The organism is Pseudarthrobacter sp. KH_020_B, from assembly GCF_057840185.1.
The window spans coordinates 3,261,337-3,282,388 of sequence record NZ_CM174506.1; the positions used below are offsets into that span (position 1 = coordinate 3,261,337).

The window sequence follows — 21,052 nt, forward strand, 5'->3', positions numbered from 1 at the left end:
CGGCCGGTCACCTTCGTGGAGAAGGTGACCGGCCGCCGTCGTAATTTCTAGCGGACCGGGTAGTCGCGCTCAGGCTCGCCGATGTACAGCTGGCGCGGGCGGCCGATCTTGGTGTTCGGGTCGCTGATCATTTCACGCCACTGGGCTATCCAGCCCGGCAGGCGGCCGATCGCGAACAGCACGGTGAACATCTTCTCCGGGAAGCCCATGGCCTTGTAGATCAGGCCGGTGTAGAAGTCCACGTTCGGGTAGAGCTTGCGCTGGATGAAGTAGTCATCGTTCAGCGCCTTCTCTTCCAGGCGCATGGCAATGTCCAGCAGTTCGTCGTTGCCGCCGAGCTTGCTGAGGATCTCGTGGGCCGTGGCCTTGACGATCTTGGCGCGCGGATCGTAGTTCTTGTAGACGCGGTGTCCGAAGCCCATCAGGCGGACGCCGTCTTCCTTGTTCTTGACCTTCTCCATGTAGTCCTCGGGCTTGGTGCCGTCGGCCTGGATCTGGCGGAGCATCTTGAGCACTGCCTCGTTGGCGCCGCCGTGGGCGGGGCCGAACAGGGCGTTGATGCCGGCCGACACCGAGGCGAAGAGGTTGGCGTTCGAAGAACCAACCAGGCGCACGGTGGAAGTGGAACAGTTCTGCTCGTGGTCCGCGTGCAGGATCAGGAGGAGATCCAGCGCCTTGGCGATGACCGGGTCCACTTCGTACTGCTCGGCCGGAAGGCCGAAGCTCAGGCGCATGAAGTTTTCCACGAGGTTGTGGGAGTTGTCCGGGTACAGCATGGGCTGGCCAATGGACTTCTTGTGCGCGTAAGCGGCGATGACCGGCATCTTGGCCATAAGGCGGATGGTGGAGACCTCCACCTGCTCGGCGTTGAACGGGTCCAGGGAGTCCTGGTAGAAGGTGGACAGTGCCGACACAGCCGAGGACAGCACGGGCATCGGGTGCGCGTCGCGCGGGAAGCCACTGAAGAAGCCCTTGAGCTCTTCGTGCAGGAGGGTGTGGCGGCGGATCTTCTGGTCGAACTCTTCCAGTTCCGTGGGGCTGGGCAGGTTGCCGTAGATCAGCAGGTAGGAAACCTCGAGGAAGCTGGAGTGCTGCGCCAGCTGCTCGATGGGGTACCCGCGGTAACGCAGGATGCCGGCATCGCCATCGATGTAGGTGATGGCGGAGGTGGTTGCTGCGGTGTTCATGAAGCCGGGGTCAAAGGTGACTGCGCCCGTCTGCTTGAGCAGCTTGGAAACGTCGTAACCTTCGTTTCCTTCAACAACCTGGATGCGCGGGAGCTTGAGCTCGCCTCCTGCATGGTGCAGGGTTGCGCTGTTGGTCTCAGTCATGGAGTCCCCTTCATGAGGCGCTTGGGCCTCTGTCGAAAGCTTGATCCAACCGGTGAGCCGTGGCACCGTCCCTGTTCATCCAGGAATACAACGCCCGGGCTGCCTTCTTGTAGAAAGCCACCATTGATAGTTACTTAAAAAGTACCTGCCCCATGGCGGGTGTCACTAATCGGAGGCGTGGGAAACCCCCGTAAAATGCCGCGTTTGTGGTGCGAGTCACATGATTGTTACGGCGTCGTGGCCAGTCTGGCCACTGCAGCGTCAATCCGTTCATCCGTGCCCGTCAACGCGACACGCACAAACCCGTTGCCAGCTTCGCCGTAGAAGACGCCGGGGCCCACCACGATGCCCCGCTCGGCCAGCCGCGCCACGGTGTCCCAGGTACTCTCGCCGGCGGTGGACCAAAGGTACAGGCCGGCGTCGGAATCCTTGATCTCCAGCCCGAAGCCCTGCAGCGCCGGCACCAGGCGTTCCCGGCGTCCGCGGTAGAGGTCCTTCTGGGCCTGGACATGGGTGTCATCGCCAAGTGCAACCCGCATTGCTTCCTGCACCGGGTAGGGGACGATCATGCCTGCATGCTTGCGGCTGTTGACGAGGTTGGCCATGATGGCCAGGTCACCCGCCACAAACGCTGCGCGGTAACCTGCCACATTGGACTGCTTGCTCAGCGAGTACACGGCCAGGAGGCCCTCGTGGGACCCGCCGGAAACGCGCGGATCCAGGATGCTGGGCACGGGCTCGCCGCCGCGCTGCGCGTCCCAGGCGCCCCAGCCGAGTTCGGCGTAGCACTCGTCCGAGGCCACCACGGCGCCCAGTTCGCGAGCCTGCGCCACGATAGTTTTGAGGGAATCAACATCCCTAACACTTCCGGTGGGGTTGCCCGGGGAGTTCACCCAGATCAGCCGCACGCGGGAGCGGGTGGCCTCGTCCAGCTCGTCAAGGTGGTCGGTCGCAACAGAGGTGACGCCGGCGAAAGTAGCCCCGATGTCATAGGTGGGGTAGGCAACCTTGGGACGGACGACGACGTCGCCCGGCTTCAGCCCGAGCAGCAGGGGCAGCCACGCCACCAGTTCCTTGGAACCCACGGTGGGCATAACGTTCCTAGGGTCCAGACCGGGGACGCCGCGGCGGCGCTCAAACCACGCCGCAATGGCTTCCCGCAGCTGAACCGTGCCGTGGACCGTTGGGTACCCGGGGGCATCCGCGGCGGCCCTGAGGGCATCCTGGATCAGTACGGGAGTGGGGTCGACCGGTGTGCCGATCGAAAGGTTCACGGCCCCGCCAGGGTGTTCGGAGGCTTTGGCCAGGTATGGTGCCATAGCCTCCCACGGATAGTCGGGCAGGCTCAGGCCAAAGCTGTTCACGGCTGCGGTCAAGGCGATGTCCGGCTCAGTGGTCTTGGTTCTGCGGCGGCAGGGCGGCGATCATCGGGTGGTCCTTGCCCGTGTTGCCCACCTTGGCGGCGCCACCGGGCGAGCCCAGGTCATCGAAGAATTCGACGTTGGCCTTGTAGTAGTCTGCCCACTCTTCGGGGGTGTCGTCCTCGTAGTAGATGGCCTCCACCGGGCAGACCGGCTCGCAGGCACCACAGTCGACACACTCATCCGGGTGGATGTACAAGGAACGCTCACCCTCATAGATGCAGTCAACGGGGCATTCCTCAATACATGCCTTGTCCTTGACATCTACACACGGCTGCGCGATTACGTACGTCACGTCCCTTGCCTCTCCATGATATTTCCCGGCGGTGGCCGGCACTTGAATCCGGCACCGGCCGGACTGTTGACTTCTGAGCCTATTATCTCCCAGCCCGTCCACGCGAACCTAGCGGGCCGCCTTAGTATGAACTGGTGAGTCCCGCCCAGCCTACGCCCCGAGAATTTCTGTCCACCGCGCCGCCCGGAACACGGGTTGTGGTCCGTTACAGGATCGACGGCGGCCTGACCGACGCCCTGGGGCATCTGGTGGCCACTGACGACGGCGGCTGCACAGTCCGCACGCGGCAGGCCGACGTCGTGATCCCCTTGGACCTGGTGGTGGCTGCCAAGGAAGTGCCACCGGCGCCGGAGCGGCGCCCCGCCCGCGTCCGCAACTGACCCTTTCCTGGCACACAAAGAAACTGCCGGTACGGCGGCGGGAATCCCGCCTGCCGTACCGGCAGCTTCAGTTACGTGCTGGTTCGCCTAGGACTTGGCGCGTGCGCGGTTGGCCTTGGCGCGTTCGTTCGTGTCCAGGATGAGCTTGCGGATGCGGATGGACTCCGGGGTCACCTCGACACACTCGTCCTCGCGGGCGAATTCGAGGGACTCTTCGAGGGTCAGGTCGCGCGGCGGCGTGAGGTTCTCGAAGGTGTCCGAGGAAGCCGCACGCATGTTGGTGAGCTTCTTTTCCTTGGTGATGTTGACGTCCATGTCGTCTGCGCGGGAGTTCTCGCCGACGATCATGCCCTCGTAAACCTCAGAGGTGGGCCGGACGAAGAACGAGCCACGCTCCTGCAGGTTGATCATGGCGAACGGCGTCACAACACCGGCGCGGTCCGCGATCATCGAACCGTTGGTGCGGTACTCGATCGGGCCGGCCCACGGCTCGTAGCCCTCGGAGATGGAGGCCGCGATGCCGGCGCCACGCGTGTCCGTGAGGAACTTGGTGCGGAAGCCGATCAGGCCACGGGCCGGAACGATGAACTCCATGCGGCACCAGCCGGTGCCGTGGTTGGCCATGTTGGTCATGCGGCCCTTGCGGGCGGCCATCAGCTGGGTAACGGAGCCCAGGTACTCTTCCGGCACGTCGATGGTCATGTGTTCCATCGGCTCGTGGATCTTGCCGTCGACGGTCTTGGTGACAACCTGCGGCTTGCCCACGGTCAGTTCGAAGCCTTCACGGCGCATCTGCTCAACCAGGATGGCCAGCGCGAGCTCGCCACGGCCCTGGACTTCCCAGGCGTCGGGACGCTCGGTGGGCAGAACCTTGATGGAGACGTTACCGATCAGTTCCTTATCCAGGCGGTCCTTCACCTGGCGGGCGGTGACCTTGGCGCCCTTGACCTTGCCGGCCAGCGGCGAGGTGTTGATACCGATGGTCATGGAGATTGCGGGATCGTCCACGGTGATCAGAGGCAGCGGCTGCGGGTTCTCGACATCGGTCAGGGTCTCACCAATGGTGATTTCCTCGATGCCGGCGACGGCGACGATTTCGCCTGGTCCGGCAGACTCGGCCGGAACGCGGTCCAGTGCCTTGGTGGCCAGCAGTTCGGTGATCTTGACGTTCTTGAGCTCGCCATTGGCGCGGGCCCAGGCAACAGTCTGGCCCTTGCGCAGGGTGCCGTTGTAGATGCGCAGCAGGGCAAGACGGCCCAGGAACGGGGAGGCGTCCAGGTTGGTCACATGCGCCTGCAGAACGCCGTTCGGGTTGTACGTCGGGGCCGGGATGTGCTCGATGATGGTCTTGAACAGCGGCTCAAGGTCCTCGTTGTCCGGAGCGGATCCGTCGGCGGGCTGGTCCAGGGAAGCGCGGCCTACCTTCGCAGCTGCGTAGACAACCGGAACTTCGAGGATCTTGTCCAGGTCCAGGTCCGGAACTTCGTCGGCGAGGTCCGAAGCGAGGCCCAGGAGGAGGTCCATGGACTCGTGGACAACTTCATCGATGCGGGCGTCGGGGCGGTCCGTCTTGTTGACGAGGAGGATGACCGGCAGGTGCGCGGCCAGGGCCTTGCGCAGCACGAAGCGGGTCTGGGGCAGAGGGCCCTCAGAGGCATCAACGAGGAGGACAACGCCGTCCACCATGGACAGGCCGCGCTCTACCTCGCCACCGAAGTCGGCGTGGCCGGGGGTGTCGATGACGTTGATGGTGATGGTTTCACCGTTGGAGGACGGTCCGTTGTAGGCCACGGTGGTGTTCTTGGCCAGGATGGTGATGCCCTTTTCGCGTTCCAGGTCACCGGAGTCCATGACGCGGTCTTCGAGGTGGTTGTGTTCGGCAAAGGAGTTGGTCTGCTTGAGCATGGCGTCGACCAGAGTGGTCTTGCCGTGGTCAACGTGGGCCACGATCGCGACGTTGCGGAGGTCACTGCGTGATGCAGTGGCTACCGCAGTGTTGGTGGTGGTTTCAGACATGCGTGATTGCTCGATTCAGTGGGTCAGCTGTTAGTATCGCAACATTTCCAACCGGAACGCACGACGGATTCGCCCAATAACACAGGGCTCCTTCCTTCAGTCTAAACGCTGAGCCTATTGTTGGCCTAAAAATCTCGGATCGGCCCAGTCCGGGCGGTGGGTAATTCCGGCGCGCCACGGCCCATAGAGTGACCAAGCTCACTGGATTTTTGTGACTTGATGCCCCATCATTGCTGTGATAACCACAGCAAGCCCGGAGAATCCCTGATGCGAAAAGCCTCGGTTCTGACCCGCTTTGTCGCATTTGGAATCGCCTTCGGCGCTATCCTGACCGGCTGCGGACAGACCCCAGAAGCAACATCGCTTTCCGGTGTGCCCTCCCCGGGACAGGCGGCCGCGGCCGGCGCATACCAGGCCCGGGGCGGGGATCCGCTCACCCTGCCTGCCGGTTCCGTGTACCGCAACCCGGCCAGCGGGCGTGACGAGGTAGTGGTGCCGGACATGCGCCACACTGCCCTCCTGATCGGCGATTCCCAATCCGAGCCCACAGACGGCTGGCCGCGACTTGGCCTTGCCGCCGTTGGCTACAAGGTCCACTTCTGCGGGCTCGGCGGAACGGGATTCGTGGCGTCCAACGGCACGACGGGCAACTACATCGACGCCTTGCAGCGCGGCGACTGGAAACTGCCGTACGGGACGCCCGCGCTGATCGTCATCCAGGGCGGCGGCAACGACGCCGCGCGCGGTGCCACCGATGCCCAGATCGTGGCCAACGCCGACCGGCTGATCGGCGCACTCCAGGACCGCTACCCCGGCGCCAGGATGGCCATGATCGGCACCCTGGCCCGCGGCGCCAACTACGGCGGCGGGCGCAGGACGCAGGTGGACGCGCTCCTCGGGACCGTAGCGGAAAGGCACGGCATACCTTTTGTGGGCGTGGGCGACTGGCTGTCGAAACATAATCTCGCGAAGAACCTGGCAGATGCCGTCCATATGGATGCCGCAGGCCACCGGTCACTGGGCGGGCTGCTCGGAGCCCGGCTTCGTTTGTTGGGGCTCGAAGGCCCACCGCTGGACGGCACAGATCCGGTTGCAGGTGCCACAGCCGCCCCGGCGGATTGAACAGACTCTTAGCTGACGACAGACCTTTGGCGCGCTGTACAGACCCTAAAAATATGATGGAGCCGGTGCCCTGAAGGCACCGGCTCCATCCTTAACCCGGGTAACTGCGGCCGGATCAGGCCACTTCGGGCGGAAGCATCAGGTTCGCGCCGGGAATGGCGTTGAGAAGTGCCTTCGTGTATTCCTGCTGGGGCGACTCGAAGACATCGTCCGTTGAACCGGTCTCCACCAGCTTCCCCTTTTCCATCACACAGACATGGTCGGCGATCTGCCGCACCACCGCCAGGTCATGCGTGATAAAGAGATAAGTCAGACCGAGATTTGCCTGCAGGTCCGCGAGCAGGTTGAGCACCTGGGCCTGTACCAGCACGTCCAGCGCGGACACGGCTTCGTCGCAGATGATCACCTCGGGATCCAGTGCCAGGGCACGTGCGATGGCGACGCGTTGGCGCTGGCCGCCGGAGAGCTCGTTCGGGAACCGCTGCATGGCGGACTGCGGCAGGGCTACCTGGTCCAGCAATTCCCGGACCTTCTTCTCGCGGCTGGCCGCATCCCCAATCTTGTGGACGCGCAACGGCTCCTCGATAGTGCGGAAGATGTTGTACATCGGGTCCAAGGAGCCGTAAGGATCCTGGAAGATGGGCTGCACCCGCCGCCTGAATTTGAAGAGTTCCGACGATTTCAGCAGCGAGGTGTCGACGCCGTCGAAAAGGATCTTCCCATCGGTGGGAGTTTCGAGCTGCAGCACCATCTTGGCCACGGTGGACTTGCCCGAGCCGGACTCCCCCACAATGGCTGTGGTGGTACCCCGCTTGACGTCGAAGCTCACCCCGTCAACAGCCGCGAAGTCCGTCGTTTTCCCCAGGCCCTGGCGGAGCTTGTAGACCTTGCGCAGGTCCTGGATCTGCAGGACGTTGTCCGCGGCTGCTGCCTCCGCCGCAGGAGCCAGCAGGTCTGACGCTTCGAGACCCTGCTCTTTCGCGACCTGGATCCGTCGGCTCGCCAGTGACGGCGCGGACTCAACCAACCGCTTGGTGTACGGGTGCTGCGGATTCTGGAGCAAAGCCAGCGAAGGACCAGCCTCCACCACCTGCCCGCGGTACATCACCACAACCTTGTCCGCCCGTTCTGCCGCCAGCCCCAGGTCATGGGTGATCAGCAGGACGGCTGTACCCAGGTCCGTGGTCATGGTGTCCAGGTGATCCAGGATCTGGCGCTGGACCGTGACGTCCAGTGCCGACGTCGGCTCATCCGCGATCAGCAGGCGCGGCTGGCAGGACAGTCCGATGGCAATGAGGGCGCGCTGGCGCATACCGCCGGAGAACTCATGCGGATACTGCTTGGCCCGCCGGTGGGCATCCGGCAGTCCCGCCTCGGACAGTACCTGGGCGATGTCATCCGGGCCGCTGGGCTGGCCGTTGGCGCGGAGGGTTTCCTTGACCTGGTAGCCGATCTTCCAGACCGGGTTCAGGTTGGACATGGGGTCCTGCGGGACCATGCCGATGGTATTGCCCCGCAGTTCGATCATCCGCTGCTCCGTGGCGTGGGCGATGTCCTCGCCGTCGAGCAGGATCTGTCCGGCGGAAACGCGGCCGTTGTTGGGGAGGAGGCCGATGGCAGCGAGTGCCGTCGTCGACTTGCCCGAACCCGATTCCCCCACGATTGCCACGGTTTCGCCCGGCATGATGGTGAGGTGCGCGTTGCGGACTGCCTGGACTTCACCGCTGCCGGTGGTGAACGTGATGGCCAGGTCGCGGATTTCCAGCAGTGGCTTCAATCCCGCAGACCCGGCCTCATCGATGTGGATTTCTGGAGTAGTCATCACTTTCTCTCTCATCGCTGCCGGCTCTTGGGATCGAGGGCGTCACGGACCGCGTCGCCGAGCATAATGAAGCTCAGCACGGTAATGGACAGCGCCGCCGCCGGATAGAGCATGATTTCCGGCCTGGTTCGAATGGAAGCCTGCGCACCGGCGATGTCGTTGCCCCAGGACATGATGCTCTGCGGCAGGCCGATGCCCAGGAAGGACAAGGTGGCTTCCGCCACGATGAAGACGCCAAGTTCCAGGGTGGCCAGGACGATAATCGGTGCCAGGGCGTTTGGGAGGACGTGGCGGACCAGGGCGCCAAACTTTGAAACACCCAGTGAGCGGGCGGCCGTCACAAAGTCGGCATTGCGCACTTCAATGACCGCGCCGCGGGTGATGCGTGCCATCTGCGGCCATGCCAGGAGCGAGATGACAAACACGACGCTCCAAACGCCCTTGTTTTCACGGAAAAAGGGCAGCTGGGTGATCACGAGTGCGCCGAGGATCAACGGCAGGGCGAAGAAGATGTCGCCCAGGCGTGCAAGGACGGAATCGATCCAGCCGCCGTAGTAGCCCGCAAGGGCGCCGACGGTCACACCGATAATCAGGACACAGAGGACGGAAAGCAGACCCACTGAGAGCGAAGCCTGGGTTCCGTGGACGACGCGGGAATAGATGTCGCAGCCCTGGAAGGTGAAGCCGAAGGGATGCCCGTCTGTGGGGCCGCCTTCCGAATTAGCCAGTACGCAGCCGTCGTTCGGAGCGACGGACGCAAAAAGGCCCGGGAACAGCGCCACGACAGCCAGTGCCAGGATCAGCAGCGCCGAAATAATGAACAGCGGACGACGGCGAAGCTTGCGCCAGGCGTCCGACCACAGACTCAGCGGTGCCTGGTCGGTCTTGACGGTGTCGGTTGCCAGCAACGGAGTTTCGTCGATGGGCGCCACAAAGTGGCTGTTATTACTGGTCATAACGGATCCTCGGGTCAAGCCAGGCATACAGGAGATCAACGAGCAGGTTGGCCACCACGAAGACCAGCACCAGGACGCTGACGATGGAGACGATGGTGGGGCCTTCGCTGCGCAGGACGGCCTGGTAGAGCTTGTTGCCGACGCCGGGGACGTTGAAGATGCCCTCCGTGACGATCGCACCGCCCATCAGCCCGCCAAGGTTGGCGCCCAGGTACGTCACCACCGGGATCAACGAGTTACGCAGGATGTGCGCGACGACCACCCGCGGCCGTGACAGGCCCTTGGCGGTGGCAGTTCGCACGTAGTCGGCATTCATGTTTTCGCTGACAGAGGCGCGGGTCAGGCGGAGTACATAGGCGAAGGACACCAGGCCCAGGACCACTGCCGGAAGAAGCAGGCTGCCCCAATCGGCGTTGGCGCCGACAGTGGGTTTTGCCCAGCCGAGTTGCACGCCAAAGACGAGTTGGAAAACGAAACCCAGAACAAATGTGGGGACCGCGATGACAACCAGCGAAACCACCAGGACGGTGGAGTCAAACCAGCCGCCGCGGCGGAGGCCAGCGAAGACGCCGAAGGCTACGCCGAAGATTGCCTGGATTGCCAGTGCTTCTAAGGCGAGCATTGCCGTTACGGGGAAGACCCGCGCCAGGCTTGCCGCGATGGGCTGGCCGGTGAAGTCGTTACCGAGGTTGAAGGTGAAGAGGTTCTGCAGGAAGAGCCCGTACTGGACCCAGAAAGGTTCGTCAAGGTGGTACTGGCTGCGCAGGGTATCAATGACTGCCTGCGGGGGCTGGCGGTCTCCGAAGAGCGCCGCAATGGGATCGCCGGGAAGGGCGAAGACCATGTAGTAAACCAAAAGCGTGGTGCCGATGAAGACGGGGATCACTTGGAGGAGTCGTCGCAGAATAAAGCTGACCACCGGATCACCAGCCTTCCGGATGCGAAGAGAGGTGTTTCATTTGTGCCTTCCTGCCGAGCAGGACAATGGGGGCCCGGCTTTTGACCGGACCCCCATACGCCTGGCGGCAAGTTAGATCCTGGAGACTACTTGGCCGTGATGTTGTAGTAGAGGATTCCGCCGTTCCAGCCGGTCTCGGCCTTCACAACGTTTTCGCTCCAAACAATCGGCTTTGCCTGGTCCCAGAGCGGCAGTCCGGGCAGGTCCTCAAAGAGGATCTCCTGGGCCTGGTTGAACTTGCCGTTCGCCTCATCAGTGGTCTTGGCGGCAAGGCCCTCCTGGAGCAGCTTGTCGAACTCAGGGTTCGAGTACTTCTCGTAGTTGGAGGATGCGCCCGTTGCCCAGACCGGTCCGAGGAAGTTGTAGAGCGACGGGTAGTCACCCTGCCAGCCGGCGCGGCTCAGGCCCGGGAGGGACTGGGACTTGCGAAGGTTCAGCACTTCAGCGAACTTGGCGAACGGCTGGATTTCGGCCTGGATGCCGAGGTTGTTCTTGAAGCCGTTGGCCACGGCGTCGATCCATTCCTTGTTGCCACCATCGGTGTTGGAGGCAATCTGCAGCGGCTTGGAGTTGTCGTACGGCTGGATCTTCTCAGCCTGGGCCCACAGGTCCTTGGCCTTTGCGGCATCAAACTTCAGGACTTCGCTGCCCTTGAGGCCTTCCTTGAATCCGTCGATCACCGGCGGCGCGTACGCCTTGGCCGGGGTGCGGGTTCCGTTGAAGACCACCTTGGCGATCTCTTCGCGGTTGATGGCGTGGGACAGTGCCTGGCGGCGCAGCTTTCCGGCTTCACCCTGGAAGTTCGGGTTGTAACCCGGGATGTTCAGGGTGGAGTTGGTGGCCACCGGCTTGGTGGCGTTCCTGTCCTGGAAGTCTGAGACGTAGGTCTTCAGTGCGTTGGACGGCAGTACATCCGAGATGTCCAGGTTGTTGGCCTGAAGATCGGTGTATGCGGGGCCCGGATCGGTGTAGAACTTGAAGGTCACGCCGCCGTTCTTCGATTCGCGCGGACCGCTGTAGTCCGCGTTCTTCACGAGGGAGATCGACTGGTCATGTACCCAGGAGCCGGTCTTCTCGAACTTGTACGGACCGTTGCCTACCGGGTTTTCGCCATACGTCTTGGGATCTGCGAGGGCAGCGGACGGCAGCGGGAAGAACGCCGAGTAACCGAGGCGCAGCGACCAGTCAGCTTCCGGCTGAGCCAGCTTTACCGTGAGTGTCGAATCGTCTGTTGCCGTCAGACCTGACATCGTCTCGGCGGTGGGCGCCGGAGTGGTGGTGGTCTTTCCGTCGGCCGACTTTTCCGTGGTCACGGCAGAGACATCTGCATAGCCGTCGATGGACTCGAAGAAGAATCCGTTGTTCTGGAGGTTCTTGGAGTTCGCTGCGAAGTTCCAGGAATCAACGAACGTCTTGGCGGTGATCGCTTCGCCATTGGTGAACTTCTGGCCCTGCTTGACCTTGATGGTCCAGTTCTGGGCGTCAGAGGACTCAATGGACTCGGCAAGGGCGTTGACCGGCTTGCCGTCGGCGTCGTAACTGCGAAGACCTTCGAAGAGCAGCTCGACAACGCGGCCGCCGTAAACTTCGTTAGTGTTGGCCGGCAGCAGGGGATTCTGGGGTTCGTTGCTGTAAGCGGTGATGACCTTGTTGGGATCACCGGCGGCCTGGGTGGTGGCACCGTCAGTGCTGCCGCCTCCAGCGCCGCAGCCGGTCAGGGCAAGAGCGGCGATGGCCACGATGCCGAGTGCTTTGGAAGTGCGCGTGAAACGCATTCCGCCTCCTATGAGTTGTGGGAGATGTTCAGGGGAAATCTATTGCTCCCCGGCAGGCCAGTCACAGGTTCTCACTGTGACGTGGCCTACATATACGAGTAGCCTAACCGCACAAAGTCCGAATACTGGTACTCCGTTGCCAAACCGTAACCAGTTAACCGCCAATAACTAGCCGGTACCTGGAAGTTGCGCAAGTCACATGCTACTCGCTGGTAGGGGATGCTGCGAATCGAGGACGGGGGCGGGCTCCGCCAACGGCGACAAGCCCCCGGGATGGCCTATTTCAGGCGCCACTCCCACACATTCCACCAGACGCCCAAAGGGCCTGAGCTGGGCTTGATACCCGTCACGCGGCTGCTGAAAGCGACGGTTCCCGTGGTCTGGTACAGCGGCAGGCCGTAGGCACTTTCCCACACGCGTTTGTCGATGTCGGCCAACAGGTCGTCCTGCTTTGCCAGGTCCGTAGTGCCGGCCAGTTGCTCCATGGCTTTGTCCGCGTCGCCGTCGGAAAATCCGTTGAAGTTGCTGCCGCCACCGGTTTTGAAGATCTGCGGGACGCGGCTGACGCCGACCCCGGGTCCGATGGAGCCGAGGATGGCGGCGTCGTAGCTGCCGCCGCCGAGCGCTTTCGCCCAGTCCGAGCTGCCGAGGCCCGCGTCTTCAACGGTGAATCCGGCGAGGCGGGCGGAGTCTCGGATCAGGGAAAAGGCCCGCACGCGGTTGGGGTTGTCCTTGTTGTACAGGATGCGGACCCTAGGAGCAGCATCCCGCAACTGCGACTTCGCGCCTTGGATGTCCAGGTTGGAGTATTCGGCCGAACCGTTGTTCTTCACTGTGTCCGGATACTTCGGATGGGGTGGCAGGAAGACGTGCGAGTCCAGGGGTTTCGCGTCGGAGACGAATCCGCCCACCACGTCATCCACAATCTCCTGCCGCGGAACGGTCTTCAGGAACGCTTCCCGGACGTCCTTGTTGGCGAACGGTCCCGAAAAGTTGAGATCGAGGTGGTCGTAGCCGGACTGGCTGTAGCGCTGGACGGTGTTGCCCTGCTCCACCAGTCCGTCGAAGAGGCTTTCGGTACCGGCAGAGGGCTGCGGGGCGATGATGTCCGCCTGGCCGTTCCTGAGCGCGGCGATGGCGGTAGAGGCGGCACCGGTGAACCGCACGGTGATGTCATCCAGGTAGGGCTCCGGCCCCCAGACATAGTCCCTGTTCCGGACCAGCCGGATCGAGGCGTCCGGAACGATGTCCCTGACGATGTAGGGGCCACTCGAAAGATACATGGCCGGGTCATCAGGAAGCGTCTTGGTGTCGAAGCCTGAGTTCCAGAAATCGCTGACCCGCTTCAGCGGGGCGTTGACCGCAGGCTGTTCCGTGTCGCCGCGGGGCGAGTCCCGGATCAGATCAACAAGATCGCCTTCGTCATTGAAGCCGCTTTTGGCGGCGACAACATGGGCTGGGAGACCGACATCGAACGCTACTTCCCAATCAGCGTACGGCGAGGCGTATTCCAGGGTGATGGAACGCCCGTCACTGCCGATCTCGGGGAGCGCGGTGGCTGCCAGGCCGCTCTTGTCAGCTGCAGCCGAAAAGTAGGTGGTGCCGGTCCCCGCCTGGGGTTCAGCGTCGTCGAAGTAGCCCGAGCCGGCGGCCCAGGACAGGAGGAGGTCGCCGGCGTCGATGGCTTCGCCGTCGGACCATTTCACACCCTCATTGACGGTGTACTTCACCTTCAGCGGCTTGTCGGAGATCTTCTCGTACCGGCCGAATTTCTCGTTCCGGACCACCTTTTCGGTGTCATCCACGTAGTAGAACCCGGAATGGGTGATGTGGCCGATCTTGGTGTTGATGTCCGTGTTTCCGTCGGCGCTGAACGGGTTGAAGGACGTAAAGGCATTCACCTCGGCCACGGTGGCGCTGCCGCCGCGGGTCGTCTCACCAACCACCACCGGAGGCGTTCCCCCCGAAGCGGAGCATCCCGAGACAACCAGCGCCGCAGCGACGGCCCCGGTGATGACCTGAATCAGACGCCTCAGGGGCATGCCGTCTCCTTTGTTTTCCTTGAATTCTAGCGGTTCAGGGTGTGATCCAATGTCGGCATACCATGATGATCAGCCGTACACCGATCCCTGGAGGAAGCCCACGCCCCACTCTTCACGACCGTTACGCAAGCTTGGATTCCTCACTATTGGCCTGTTCGATCCGGCGGATCCAGCCGCAGGGCACGAATCGACGTTGCAGGTCATCGAACTGGGCGAGCGGCTTGGATTCGACAGCGCCTGGCTGCGCCACCGCCATCTGCAGTTCGGAATCTCCTCCCCCATTGCCATCATGGCCGCGGACAGCCAACGCACCTCCCGGATCGAGCTTGGAACCGCCGTGACCCCGATGGGCTGGGAAAACCCATTGCGCCTGGCCGAGGACCTGGCCACCGTGGATCTGCTCGCCGGCGGACGCATCAATCCGGGCCTGAGCGTGGGTGAACCAATGCACTACGACACGGTGAAACAAGATTTGTACCCGGATTCCGCCGAGCTGGAGGACTTCAGCTACGCCCGCGTGGATCGGCTTGCCCGTTTGATCGCAGGGGAACCGGTCCGGGAATTTTCCGGCAAGCAGGGTGTCGTCGAGGAATTCTCCAACCGCGTCGAGCCGCACTCTTCCCGGCTGCGTGAACGACTTTGGTATGGAGCGGCAAGCAGGAAATCGGCCATCTGGGCAGGCGCAAACGGATTCAACCTGCTCTCCAGCAGTGTGATTTTCCCCGAGGCTGAGCAAGAACCGTCATTCGCCGACATCCAGCAATCACAGATCCGTGCCTACCGTGAAGCAGCCGCGACATCGTCCCAAGCGCGCGGACCAGCCCGGGTCTCGCAAGGACTGGTGGTGATTCCGACCGATTCGGCTTCAGCGAAACAGCGGGAAAAGTACCAACGTTACGTCGACGAACGCACTCCCCGCACCCGCGCGCCGCAAGGGCCAAAGCGGATGCTGTTCGCCCAGGATCTCATCGGCACCAGCGATCAGACTGCCGAACAGCTCTACGCACACGCGGGCTTCCAGGAGGTCGACGAAGTGGCATTCGCGCTGCCCTTCAGCTTCGATCACGAGGACTACATCCAGATCCTCACCGACATCGCCACCAAATTGGGTCCCGCCCTGGGGTGGGCCCCGGCGGGGTAAGGGTTGCCCGTCTGCCCGCGGCCGCTGCTGGCTGTTGAACGCAGGCTGAGACAAAGTACCCCACCGGGAACCTGCACAGGTCCCTGGTGGGGTTCTTTGGAATCACGCTGTTCTTCACGCTGAAGCGGAACTCCACCACGCCGCCGTCTACCATGACGTAGACGAGCACCTTTGATGCGCTGAACAATGACGCCGCGGTCTGGGTTCCTATGTGCAGTCTCAGCGCGTTCTATGCCACGGACCAGGAAACGGAACTGCTCCGGACAGGACTGATCAGCTGATCATTGCCGGGGTGTCTGCATTGTCTTGCGGATCTGGTGTGGTCATTGCGGGCATCATCCGATCATGTAGACCATGCCGCGTCCCTCAGCAGCGAGGTTCGCCGTAAAGGTCCGCGCCTGCCGAAGGTAGCTCACGACATAGTCGAACTCACCATCAAAGTCCCGACCGAAGCAATGCGATTCCCGCAGCCGCAACTCCACGTCCTCGTCGGACACATCTTCCAGGTCCCTTGCGACAGCCAAAACCTCCGGTGGGATCAATGTCCGCACCCAAGGCTCCCAACCCATGTCATTCATGACCACTGCGCCCTCGAATATCCGATGGGCACAACGGGCGATCAGGTCTGGTTCCGCTGGTGCAGTGAGGCACTGCAAATGCCGCCATGCTTTGTCGAGGTACAGCATGTCCCGATTAGGCACCGCTTGCACAAACGTCGGGGTGCTGATCGTGGCACCCTGTTCGAATCCCCATGCATCGGCGAGCGGATCATCGGCGAGAACGCTGAGAGGATCGGCAAGCGCTTGATCGGTCAGGTTGCCGTCGAATGCGTACGCGTAGTATCTGATTCCCATTCGCCAAGCATCGCCGGACTGCGGGCTGCACGTAACCGCCACATTCGGGTATGTGGATAACTCGCCCGCCTTGATGCTGAAATACTTCATCAAGTATTTAATGGGATCAGCGCTTGAATTGCGGACGACTTGCAGCGAGCAACTGTGCACATTCGGCGCCAAGTAGTCCGCCATGTTTCGGTCTCGGCGGTAGTTTTGGCGGCTCGTGTTCTCGAATGTCGCCAGGGTGCGACTGGGCACCCGTGGATCGAGACCCCCAGCCGGAACGCCCCCACGTTCGCGAATCTTCGCCGTGTACTCGGCGACTTCGTTGTGATCAGCGACGACGGAGGGCGACCTCCGCCTTGTGCGCCAAGAACTCTTCGCTCGCAAAGTAGCGCTTCTTACGGATGTGCCGAATCGATCCAGGCAGCTTTATGGCCACCAAAACGACTAACGCGATCGGCAGCACTATGTACCAGTACGCCACCGTGAGTGCCAAGTCACACGTTGAAGCGGAACTCCACCACATCGCCGTCAGCCATCACGTACTCTTTGCCTTCTATGCGTACCTTGCCACGGGACTTGGCTTCAGCCATGGATCCGGCATCGATGAGGTCATGGAAGGAAACCACTTCTGCCTTGATAAAGCCGCGCTGGAAGTCGCTGTGGATGACGCCAGCTGCCTGCGGCGCGGTGTCGCCCTGGTGGATGGTCCAGGCTCGTGTTTCCTTCGGGCCGGCCGTGAGGTAGGTCTGGAGGCCCAGGGTGTGGAAGCCGACGCGTGCCAGCTGGTCGAGGCCGGACTCGTCCTGGCCGTTCATTTCCAGCATTTCGCGCGCTTCCTCCTCGTCCAGCTCAACGAGGTCGGATTCGAGCTTCGCATCCAGGAAGATGGCGTCCGCCGGGGCCACCATGGCCCGCAGCTCGTCCTGCTTCTCCGGGCTGCCCAGGATGCCTTCGTCGGCGTTGAAGACGTAGATGAACGGCTTCGCGGTCAGGAGGCTGAGCTCCTTGAGGTGCTCCATCTCCAGCTTGTCGCTCTTGATCGAGGAGAAGATCGTGTCGCCGCGTTCCAGGACCGCCTGCGCGGCCTTGATGGCTGCCAGCTCGGCGGCTTCCCGCTTCTTGATCTTGACTTCTTTTTCGATCCGGGGAATGGCATTTTCGATGGTCTGAAGGTCAGCCAGGATCAGCTCGGTGTTGATGGTTTCCATATCCGAGCTGGGATCCACTTTGCCGTCGACGTGGATGACGTCGGGATCATCAAACACCCGGACAACCTGGGCGATGGCCTCGGCTTCACGGATGTTGGCAAGGAACTTGTTGCCCAGGCCTTCGCCTTCCGATGCGCCCTTCACGATGCCTGCGATGTCCACGAAGGACACCGGGGCGGGAAGTAGGCGCTGCGAGCCAAAGATGTCAGCCAGCTGCTGGAGCCGGGGATCCGGCAGGTTCACGACGCCGACATTGGGTTCGATGGTAGCGAACGGATAGTTCGCAGCCAGCACCTGGTTCCGGGTCAGTGCGTTGAAAAGAGTTGATTTGCCGACGTTGGGCAGTCCGACGATGCCAATAGTAAGAGCCACGAGCATTGATTCTACCGGTTGCCGGACACGTGTGCCCCAAGCGGTCCCCGCGGTGTCGACACCGTGGTGGACGGGTGGTCGAATATGTCGCTTCCGTAAATTGTCACAGGGTCATGCCACAGTGAGGATATGGATGTTTTAGCCCTGATTCTTGCCCTGTTGATGCTGCTGGTGGGTGCCGTCGCGGGCGCCGCCACCACCTACTTTTCCTTGCGCCGGCACAGTCGTGCCCTGGAGGAAGACTTCGACGCCGTCTCGTCGCGCCTTTCCGAGGTCAGCGCCCAGTTCGCCGCCGCGGACGCGGAACGCCGCCTCCTCTCCCTGCAGAACCGGGAGCTCGGCGAGTCCCGCAGCCAGGACGGGAGCGTCCTCCGGGCACTCGCCCCGGTGGCGGAAAAGCTGACCGCGGTGCAGCAGCAGGTGGCCTTGCTGGAACGCGACCGCCTGGAACAATATGGCCAGCTCGCGCAACAACTGCAGGAGGCCAGGCTGTCTGACGCGCAGCTGATCCGCTCCACGCATGCCCTCGAGTCGGCCCTGCGCTCCAATAGTGCGCGTGGACAGTGGGGAGAAGTTCAACTGCGCCGTGTGGTTGAAGCATCGGGCATGCTCAAGCACGTGGATTTCCTGGAGCAGGTGCACAGTGCCGGGACCGATTCAGCGGTCCGTCCCGACCTCGTGGTCCAGCTTCCGGGCCAGAAGCAGCTGGTAGTGGACGCCAAGGTGCCGTTGTCCTCCTACCTGGAGGCCCAGGAGCTGGGTGCGCGCCAGGATTCGGGCACAAGTGGAAACCCCGGCAGTCAGCAATCCCTGCTGGCCGCCCACGCCAAGGCGCTGCGGGCCCACGTGGACGCACTCAGCAACAAGAAGTATTGGGACATCCCCGGGAACTCCCCCGAGCTGGTTATCTGCTTCCTGCCGGCCGAATCCATCCTGGCCGCCGCTTTGACGGCCGATGCGACGCTGCTGGACCACGCGCTCTCGAGGAATGTGGTGCTCGCCTCGCCCAGCACGCTGCTCGCAGTGCTGAAATCAGTGGCCTTTACGTGGCGCCAGGACGTGCTGACGGACAGTGCGCGCGAACTGTTCGACCTCGCACGACAGCTGTATGAACGCATGGGAACGCTTGGCGACAATGTGGGCAAGCTGGGTTCGTCTCTGAAGTCTTCGGTGGACCGCTATAACGCCCTGATCGGCACACTGGAAGCGCGGATCCTGCCCACCGCACGGAAGCTCAATGCCATGGATGAATCCGGGCTGCTCACGCCGCCGGCACTCGAGGCCACGCCGCGTTCGCTGGCGGCCCCGGAGTTTCAGCAGGACGAGGCCGCCGCCTGACGCGAGGCCAGGCGGCGGGAGGTGTCAGTTGCGGGACCGGCGTCCGCCGAGCGCCCGGCTGACGTCTCCGGCTTCCTTCAAGGTTGCGCGGAGCTCCTTGGGCAACGAGAACAGCAGGTCTTCTTCGGCCGTGACCACTTCCTCCACGGAGCCGTAACCGTAGTCGGCCAGCAGGCGCAGGACGTCCGTGACCAGGATCTCCGGAACGGAAGCCCCTGACGTGACGCCGACAGTTGCCACGCCTTCAAACCAGGCTTCGTCCACTTCGTTGGCGAAGTCCACGCGGTAGGAGGCTTTGGCACCGTACTCCAGGGCGACTTCCACGAGCCGGACCGAGTTCGAGGAGTTTGCTGATCCCACGACAATGACCAGGTCAGCCTGGGGCGAAATCTTCTTGATGGCCACCTGCCGGTTGGTGGTGGCGTAGCAGATGTCGTCGCTGGGCGGATCCTGCAGCGTGGGGAACCGGTCCTTCAGGAGGCGGACCGTTTCCATGGTCTCGTCCACGCTGAGGGTGGTCTGGGACAGCCAGATGACCTTTTCCGGATCCCTGACGGTTACCTTGTCCACTTCATGGGGACCGTTAATGATCTGGATGTGTTCCGGGGCTTCGCCGGCGGTGCCCTCAACTTCCTCGTGGCCGTCGTGGCCGATCAGCAGGATGTCGAAGTCGTCCTTGGCGAACCTCACGGCTTCTTTATGAACCTTCGTCACCAACGGGCAGGTGGCGTCAATCGTTCGCAGCCCGCGGTCTTCGGCTGACTGGACGACGGCCGGGGATACCCCATGGGCCGAAAAGATCACCAGGGCCCCTTCCGGGACCTCGTCCGTCTCATCCACGAAGATGGCGCCCTGTGCCTCCAGCGAGCTCACCACGTGGACGTTGTGCACGATCTGCTTCCGGACGTAGACCGGCGGACCGTAGTGCTCCAGGGCCTTCTCGACGGCGATCACGGCCCGGTCAACACCGGCGCAATAGCCGCGCGGCGCGGCCAGGAGCACCTTCTTGCGGCCGGCAACCGGAGCCGCGGCGGCTACCTCCTCCGGCGAACGCCGCCTGCGCGGGACAGTTGGCATCGAGAGGGGCACAGCTGAGGAAGTCATCTCTCCATGCTACCGGGTTGGGGACCGCCGCCCCCGCGAGGCGATCCGGATCACAACGGCCGCAGCGACAAGCACACCGCCGGTGATCGCGGCACCACCGACCCAGGATTGGAAGCTGCTGGAAGCGGCAGCCACAAACGCATCCTTGAACATGTCCGCAAGCCCGTTGCCGCTCGCCGTCCCCGCGACGGCCTCCCTCGCGAGTTGCGAGCCGGCAGCCCACAGGCCCGCCAGTGCCAGCGCCCCTAGTCCCACCGCGAAGACCACTGTCCAGCGACGGCGGGCGGAAACCAGGGCAAGCGCAAAGGCGATACCCGCTCCGATGGCAAGGGAGTAGCCAAGAGGCGCGTAGGCGGACACCCTCTCGACCAGCTGGCGCTGCTCCGGCTCTCCAACGTTGACCAGCGTCTGCTCGGGCGCGGTCAGCGGCTGTCCAATGGTGCGGGCGAGATCCTCCGTCGCCAGCGCCACCAGGGGTGCCACATCCAACGTGAGCGACGACGGGGCGTCCGGTTCGGCAGGAACCGACGGGGGTGCGGCGAAGCTGAGCCGGTGGCTCTTCCGCAGTGTCTCCTCCCAGGCCGCCGGGTAGCCCGGCAGCGCGGTGAGGGAACCGGCGGCCGCCTCAAGCACCGGCCTGACCAGATCGGCCAGGGCATCCGGGATGGCCCCCGTATCGATGGTGCCCACAGCGGCGGCGGCGAGCCGCTGCTGGAATTCTGCGTCCTGCCCCAGCGGAGCAGCCAGCGCTACAAAGCCATCCTCCTGGACCACATTGCGGTCAAGCCAGATGGCGGGGACGGCGAGGGCGGACAGCAAAAAGCCCAGGACGACGGCGACGGCTGAAACAAAGGTGCGCAAAAACAGGTCCTCACGGGTTGGCGGCGGCAAAGCCATCATAGGGCCGGTGGCTGGACAAAAAATGTCAG

General features: G+C 63.1%; 17 protein-coding genes. 4 read left to right on the plus strand and 13 right to left on the minus strand.

What is annotated here, in order from left to right:
* Positions 1-47: 47 nt before the first annotated feature.
* The 3 genes from AC3IT0_RS15025 to fdxA form a co-directional block, all read right to left on the minus strand.
* Positions 48-1,331, minus strand: coding sequence for a citrate synthase (locus AC3IT0_RS15025; protein ID WP_489320539.1), 1,284 nt, complete (start codon positions 1,329-1,331; stop codon positions 48-50).
* Positions 1,332-1,558: 227 nt separating this feature from the next.
* The gene (gene dapC, locus AC3IT0_RS15030; RefSeq protein WP_489320540.1) at positions 1,559-2,707 is read right to left on the minus strand and encodes a succinyldiaminopimelate transaminase; all 1,149 of its coding nucleotides are present in this window, start codon (positions 2,705-2,707) and stop codon (positions 1,559-1,561) included.
* Positions 2,708-2,720: 13 nt separating this feature from the next.
* A complete protein-coding gene (fdxA, locus tag AC3IT0_RS15035) occupies positions 2,721-3,047 on the minus strand; it encodes a ferredoxin (RefSeq protein WP_026265673.1) in 327 nt (108 codons plus the stop codon).
* 134 nt (positions 3,048-3,181) lie between these two features.
* Between fdxA and AC3IT0_RS15040 the strand changes: the two genes are divergently transcribed.
* A complete protein-coding gene (locus tag AC3IT0_RS15040; protein ID WP_489320541.1) occupies positions 3,182-3,427 on the plus strand; it encodes a putative acetyltransferase in 246 nt (81 codons plus the stop codon).
* An 87-nt stretch (positions 3,428-3,514) separates the two neighbouring features.
* On the opposite strand, the gene typA is transcribed toward AC3IT0_RS15040, so the two are convergent.
* Positions 3,515-5,443 carry a translational GTPase TypA gene (gene typA / locus AC3IT0_RS15045; RefSeq protein ID WP_489320542.1) on the minus strand — a complete coding sequence of 643 codons (1,929 nt, stop codon included), beginning with the start codon at positions 5,441-5,443 and terminating at the stop codon, positions 3,515-3,517.
* A gap of 267 nt (positions 5,444-5,710) precedes the next feature.
* Between typA and AC3IT0_RS15050 the strand changes: the two genes are divergently transcribed.
* Positions 5,711-6,565 (plus strand): SGNH/GDSL hydrolase family protein, encoded by an 855-nt coding sequence (locus AC3IT0_RS15050; RefSeq protein ID WP_489320543.1) that lies wholly within the window; start codon positions 5,711-5,713, stop codon positions 6,563-6,565.
* Positions 6,566-6,680: 115 nt separating this feature from the next.
* On the opposite strand, the gene AC3IT0_RS15055 is transcribed toward AC3IT0_RS15050, so the two are convergent.
* From AC3IT0_RS15055 to AC3IT0_RS15075, 5 genes are all read right to left on the minus strand, one after another.
* A complete protein-coding gene (locus AC3IT0_RS15055; protein WP_489320544.1) occupies positions 6,681-8,387 on the minus strand; it encodes a dipeptide ABC transporter ATP-binding protein in 1,707 nt (568 codons plus the stop codon).
* Between the two features lie 11 nt (positions 8,388-8,398).
* Positions 8,399-9,343: an ABC transporter permease gene (locus AC3IT0_RS15060; RefSeq protein WP_489320545.1), complete on the minus strand. Its 945-nt coding sequence runs from the start codon at positions 9,341-9,343 to the stop codon at positions 8,399-8,401.
* Positions 9,333-10,262: an ABC transporter permease gene (locus tag AC3IT0_RS15065; protein WP_489320546.1), complete on the minus strand. Its 930-nt coding sequence runs from the start codon at positions 10,260-10,262 to the stop codon at positions 9,333-9,335. Before AC3IT0_RS15065 ends, AC3IT0_RS15060 begins: the two co-directional genes overlap by 11 nt.
* Positions 10,263-10,387: 125 nt before the next feature.
* Positions 10,388-12,076, minus strand: coding sequence for a peptide ABC transporter substrate-binding protein (locus tag AC3IT0_RS15070; protein WP_489320547.1), 1,689 nt, complete (start codon positions 12,074-12,076; stop codon positions 10,388-10,390).
* Between the two features lie 278 nt (positions 12,077-12,354).
* Positions 12,355-14,118, minus strand: coding sequence for an ABC transporter family substrate-binding protein (locus AC3IT0_RS15075; RefSeq protein ID WP_489320548.1), 1,764 nt, complete (start codon positions 14,116-14,118; stop codon positions 12,355-12,357).
* A gap of 49 nt (positions 14,119-14,167) precedes the next feature.
* On the opposite strand from AC3IT0_RS15075, the gene AC3IT0_RS15080 reads away from it, so the two are divergent.
* A complete protein-coding gene (locus tag AC3IT0_RS15080; protein ID WP_489323811.1) occupies positions 14,168-15,259 on the plus strand; it encodes an LLM class flavin-dependent oxidoreductase in 1,092 nt (363 codons plus the stop codon).
* 335 nt (positions 15,260-15,594) lie between these two features.
* Here the strand turns inward: AC3IT0_RS15080 and AC3IT0_RS15085 are convergent, their stop codons facing one another.
* Positions 15,595-16,203: a hypothetical protein gene (locus tag AC3IT0_RS15085; protein WP_489320549.1), complete on the minus strand. Its 609-nt coding sequence runs from the start codon at positions 16,201-16,203 to the stop codon at positions 15,595-15,597.
* Positions 16,204-16,595: 392 nt separating this feature from the next.
* Positions 16,596-17,681 carry a redox-regulated ATPase YchF gene (gene ychF / locus AC3IT0_RS15090; protein ID WP_489320550.1) on the minus strand — a complete coding sequence of 362 codons (1,086 nt, stop codon included), beginning with the start codon at positions 17,679-17,681 and terminating at the stop codon, positions 16,596-16,598.
* A gap of 129 nt (positions 17,682-17,810) precedes the next feature.
* Between ychF and AC3IT0_RS15095 the strand changes: the two genes are divergently transcribed.
* Positions 17,811-19,019 carry a DNA recombination protein RmuC gene (locus AC3IT0_RS15095; protein WP_489320551.1) on the plus strand — a complete coding sequence of 403 codons (1,209 nt, stop codon included), beginning with the start codon at positions 17,811-17,813 and terminating at the stop codon, positions 19,017-19,019.
* A gap of 24 nt (positions 19,020-19,043) precedes the next feature.
* On the opposite strand, the gene AC3IT0_RS15100 is transcribed toward AC3IT0_RS15095, so the two are convergent.
* Positions 19,044-20,123, minus strand: a complete 1,080-nt coding sequence (locus tag AC3IT0_RS15100) for a 4-hydroxy-3-methylbut-2-enyl diphosphate reductase (RefSeq protein WP_489320552.1) — start codon at positions 20,121-20,123, stop codon at positions 19,044-19,046.
* A gap of 9 nt (positions 20,124-20,132) precedes the next feature.
* On the minus strand, positions 20,133-20,984 hold the full coding sequence (locus AC3IT0_RS15105) for a hypothetical protein (RefSeq protein WP_489320553.1): 852 nt from the start codon (positions 20,982-20,984) through the stop codon (positions 20,133-20,135).
* Positions 20,985-21,052: the final 68 nt, after the last annotated feature.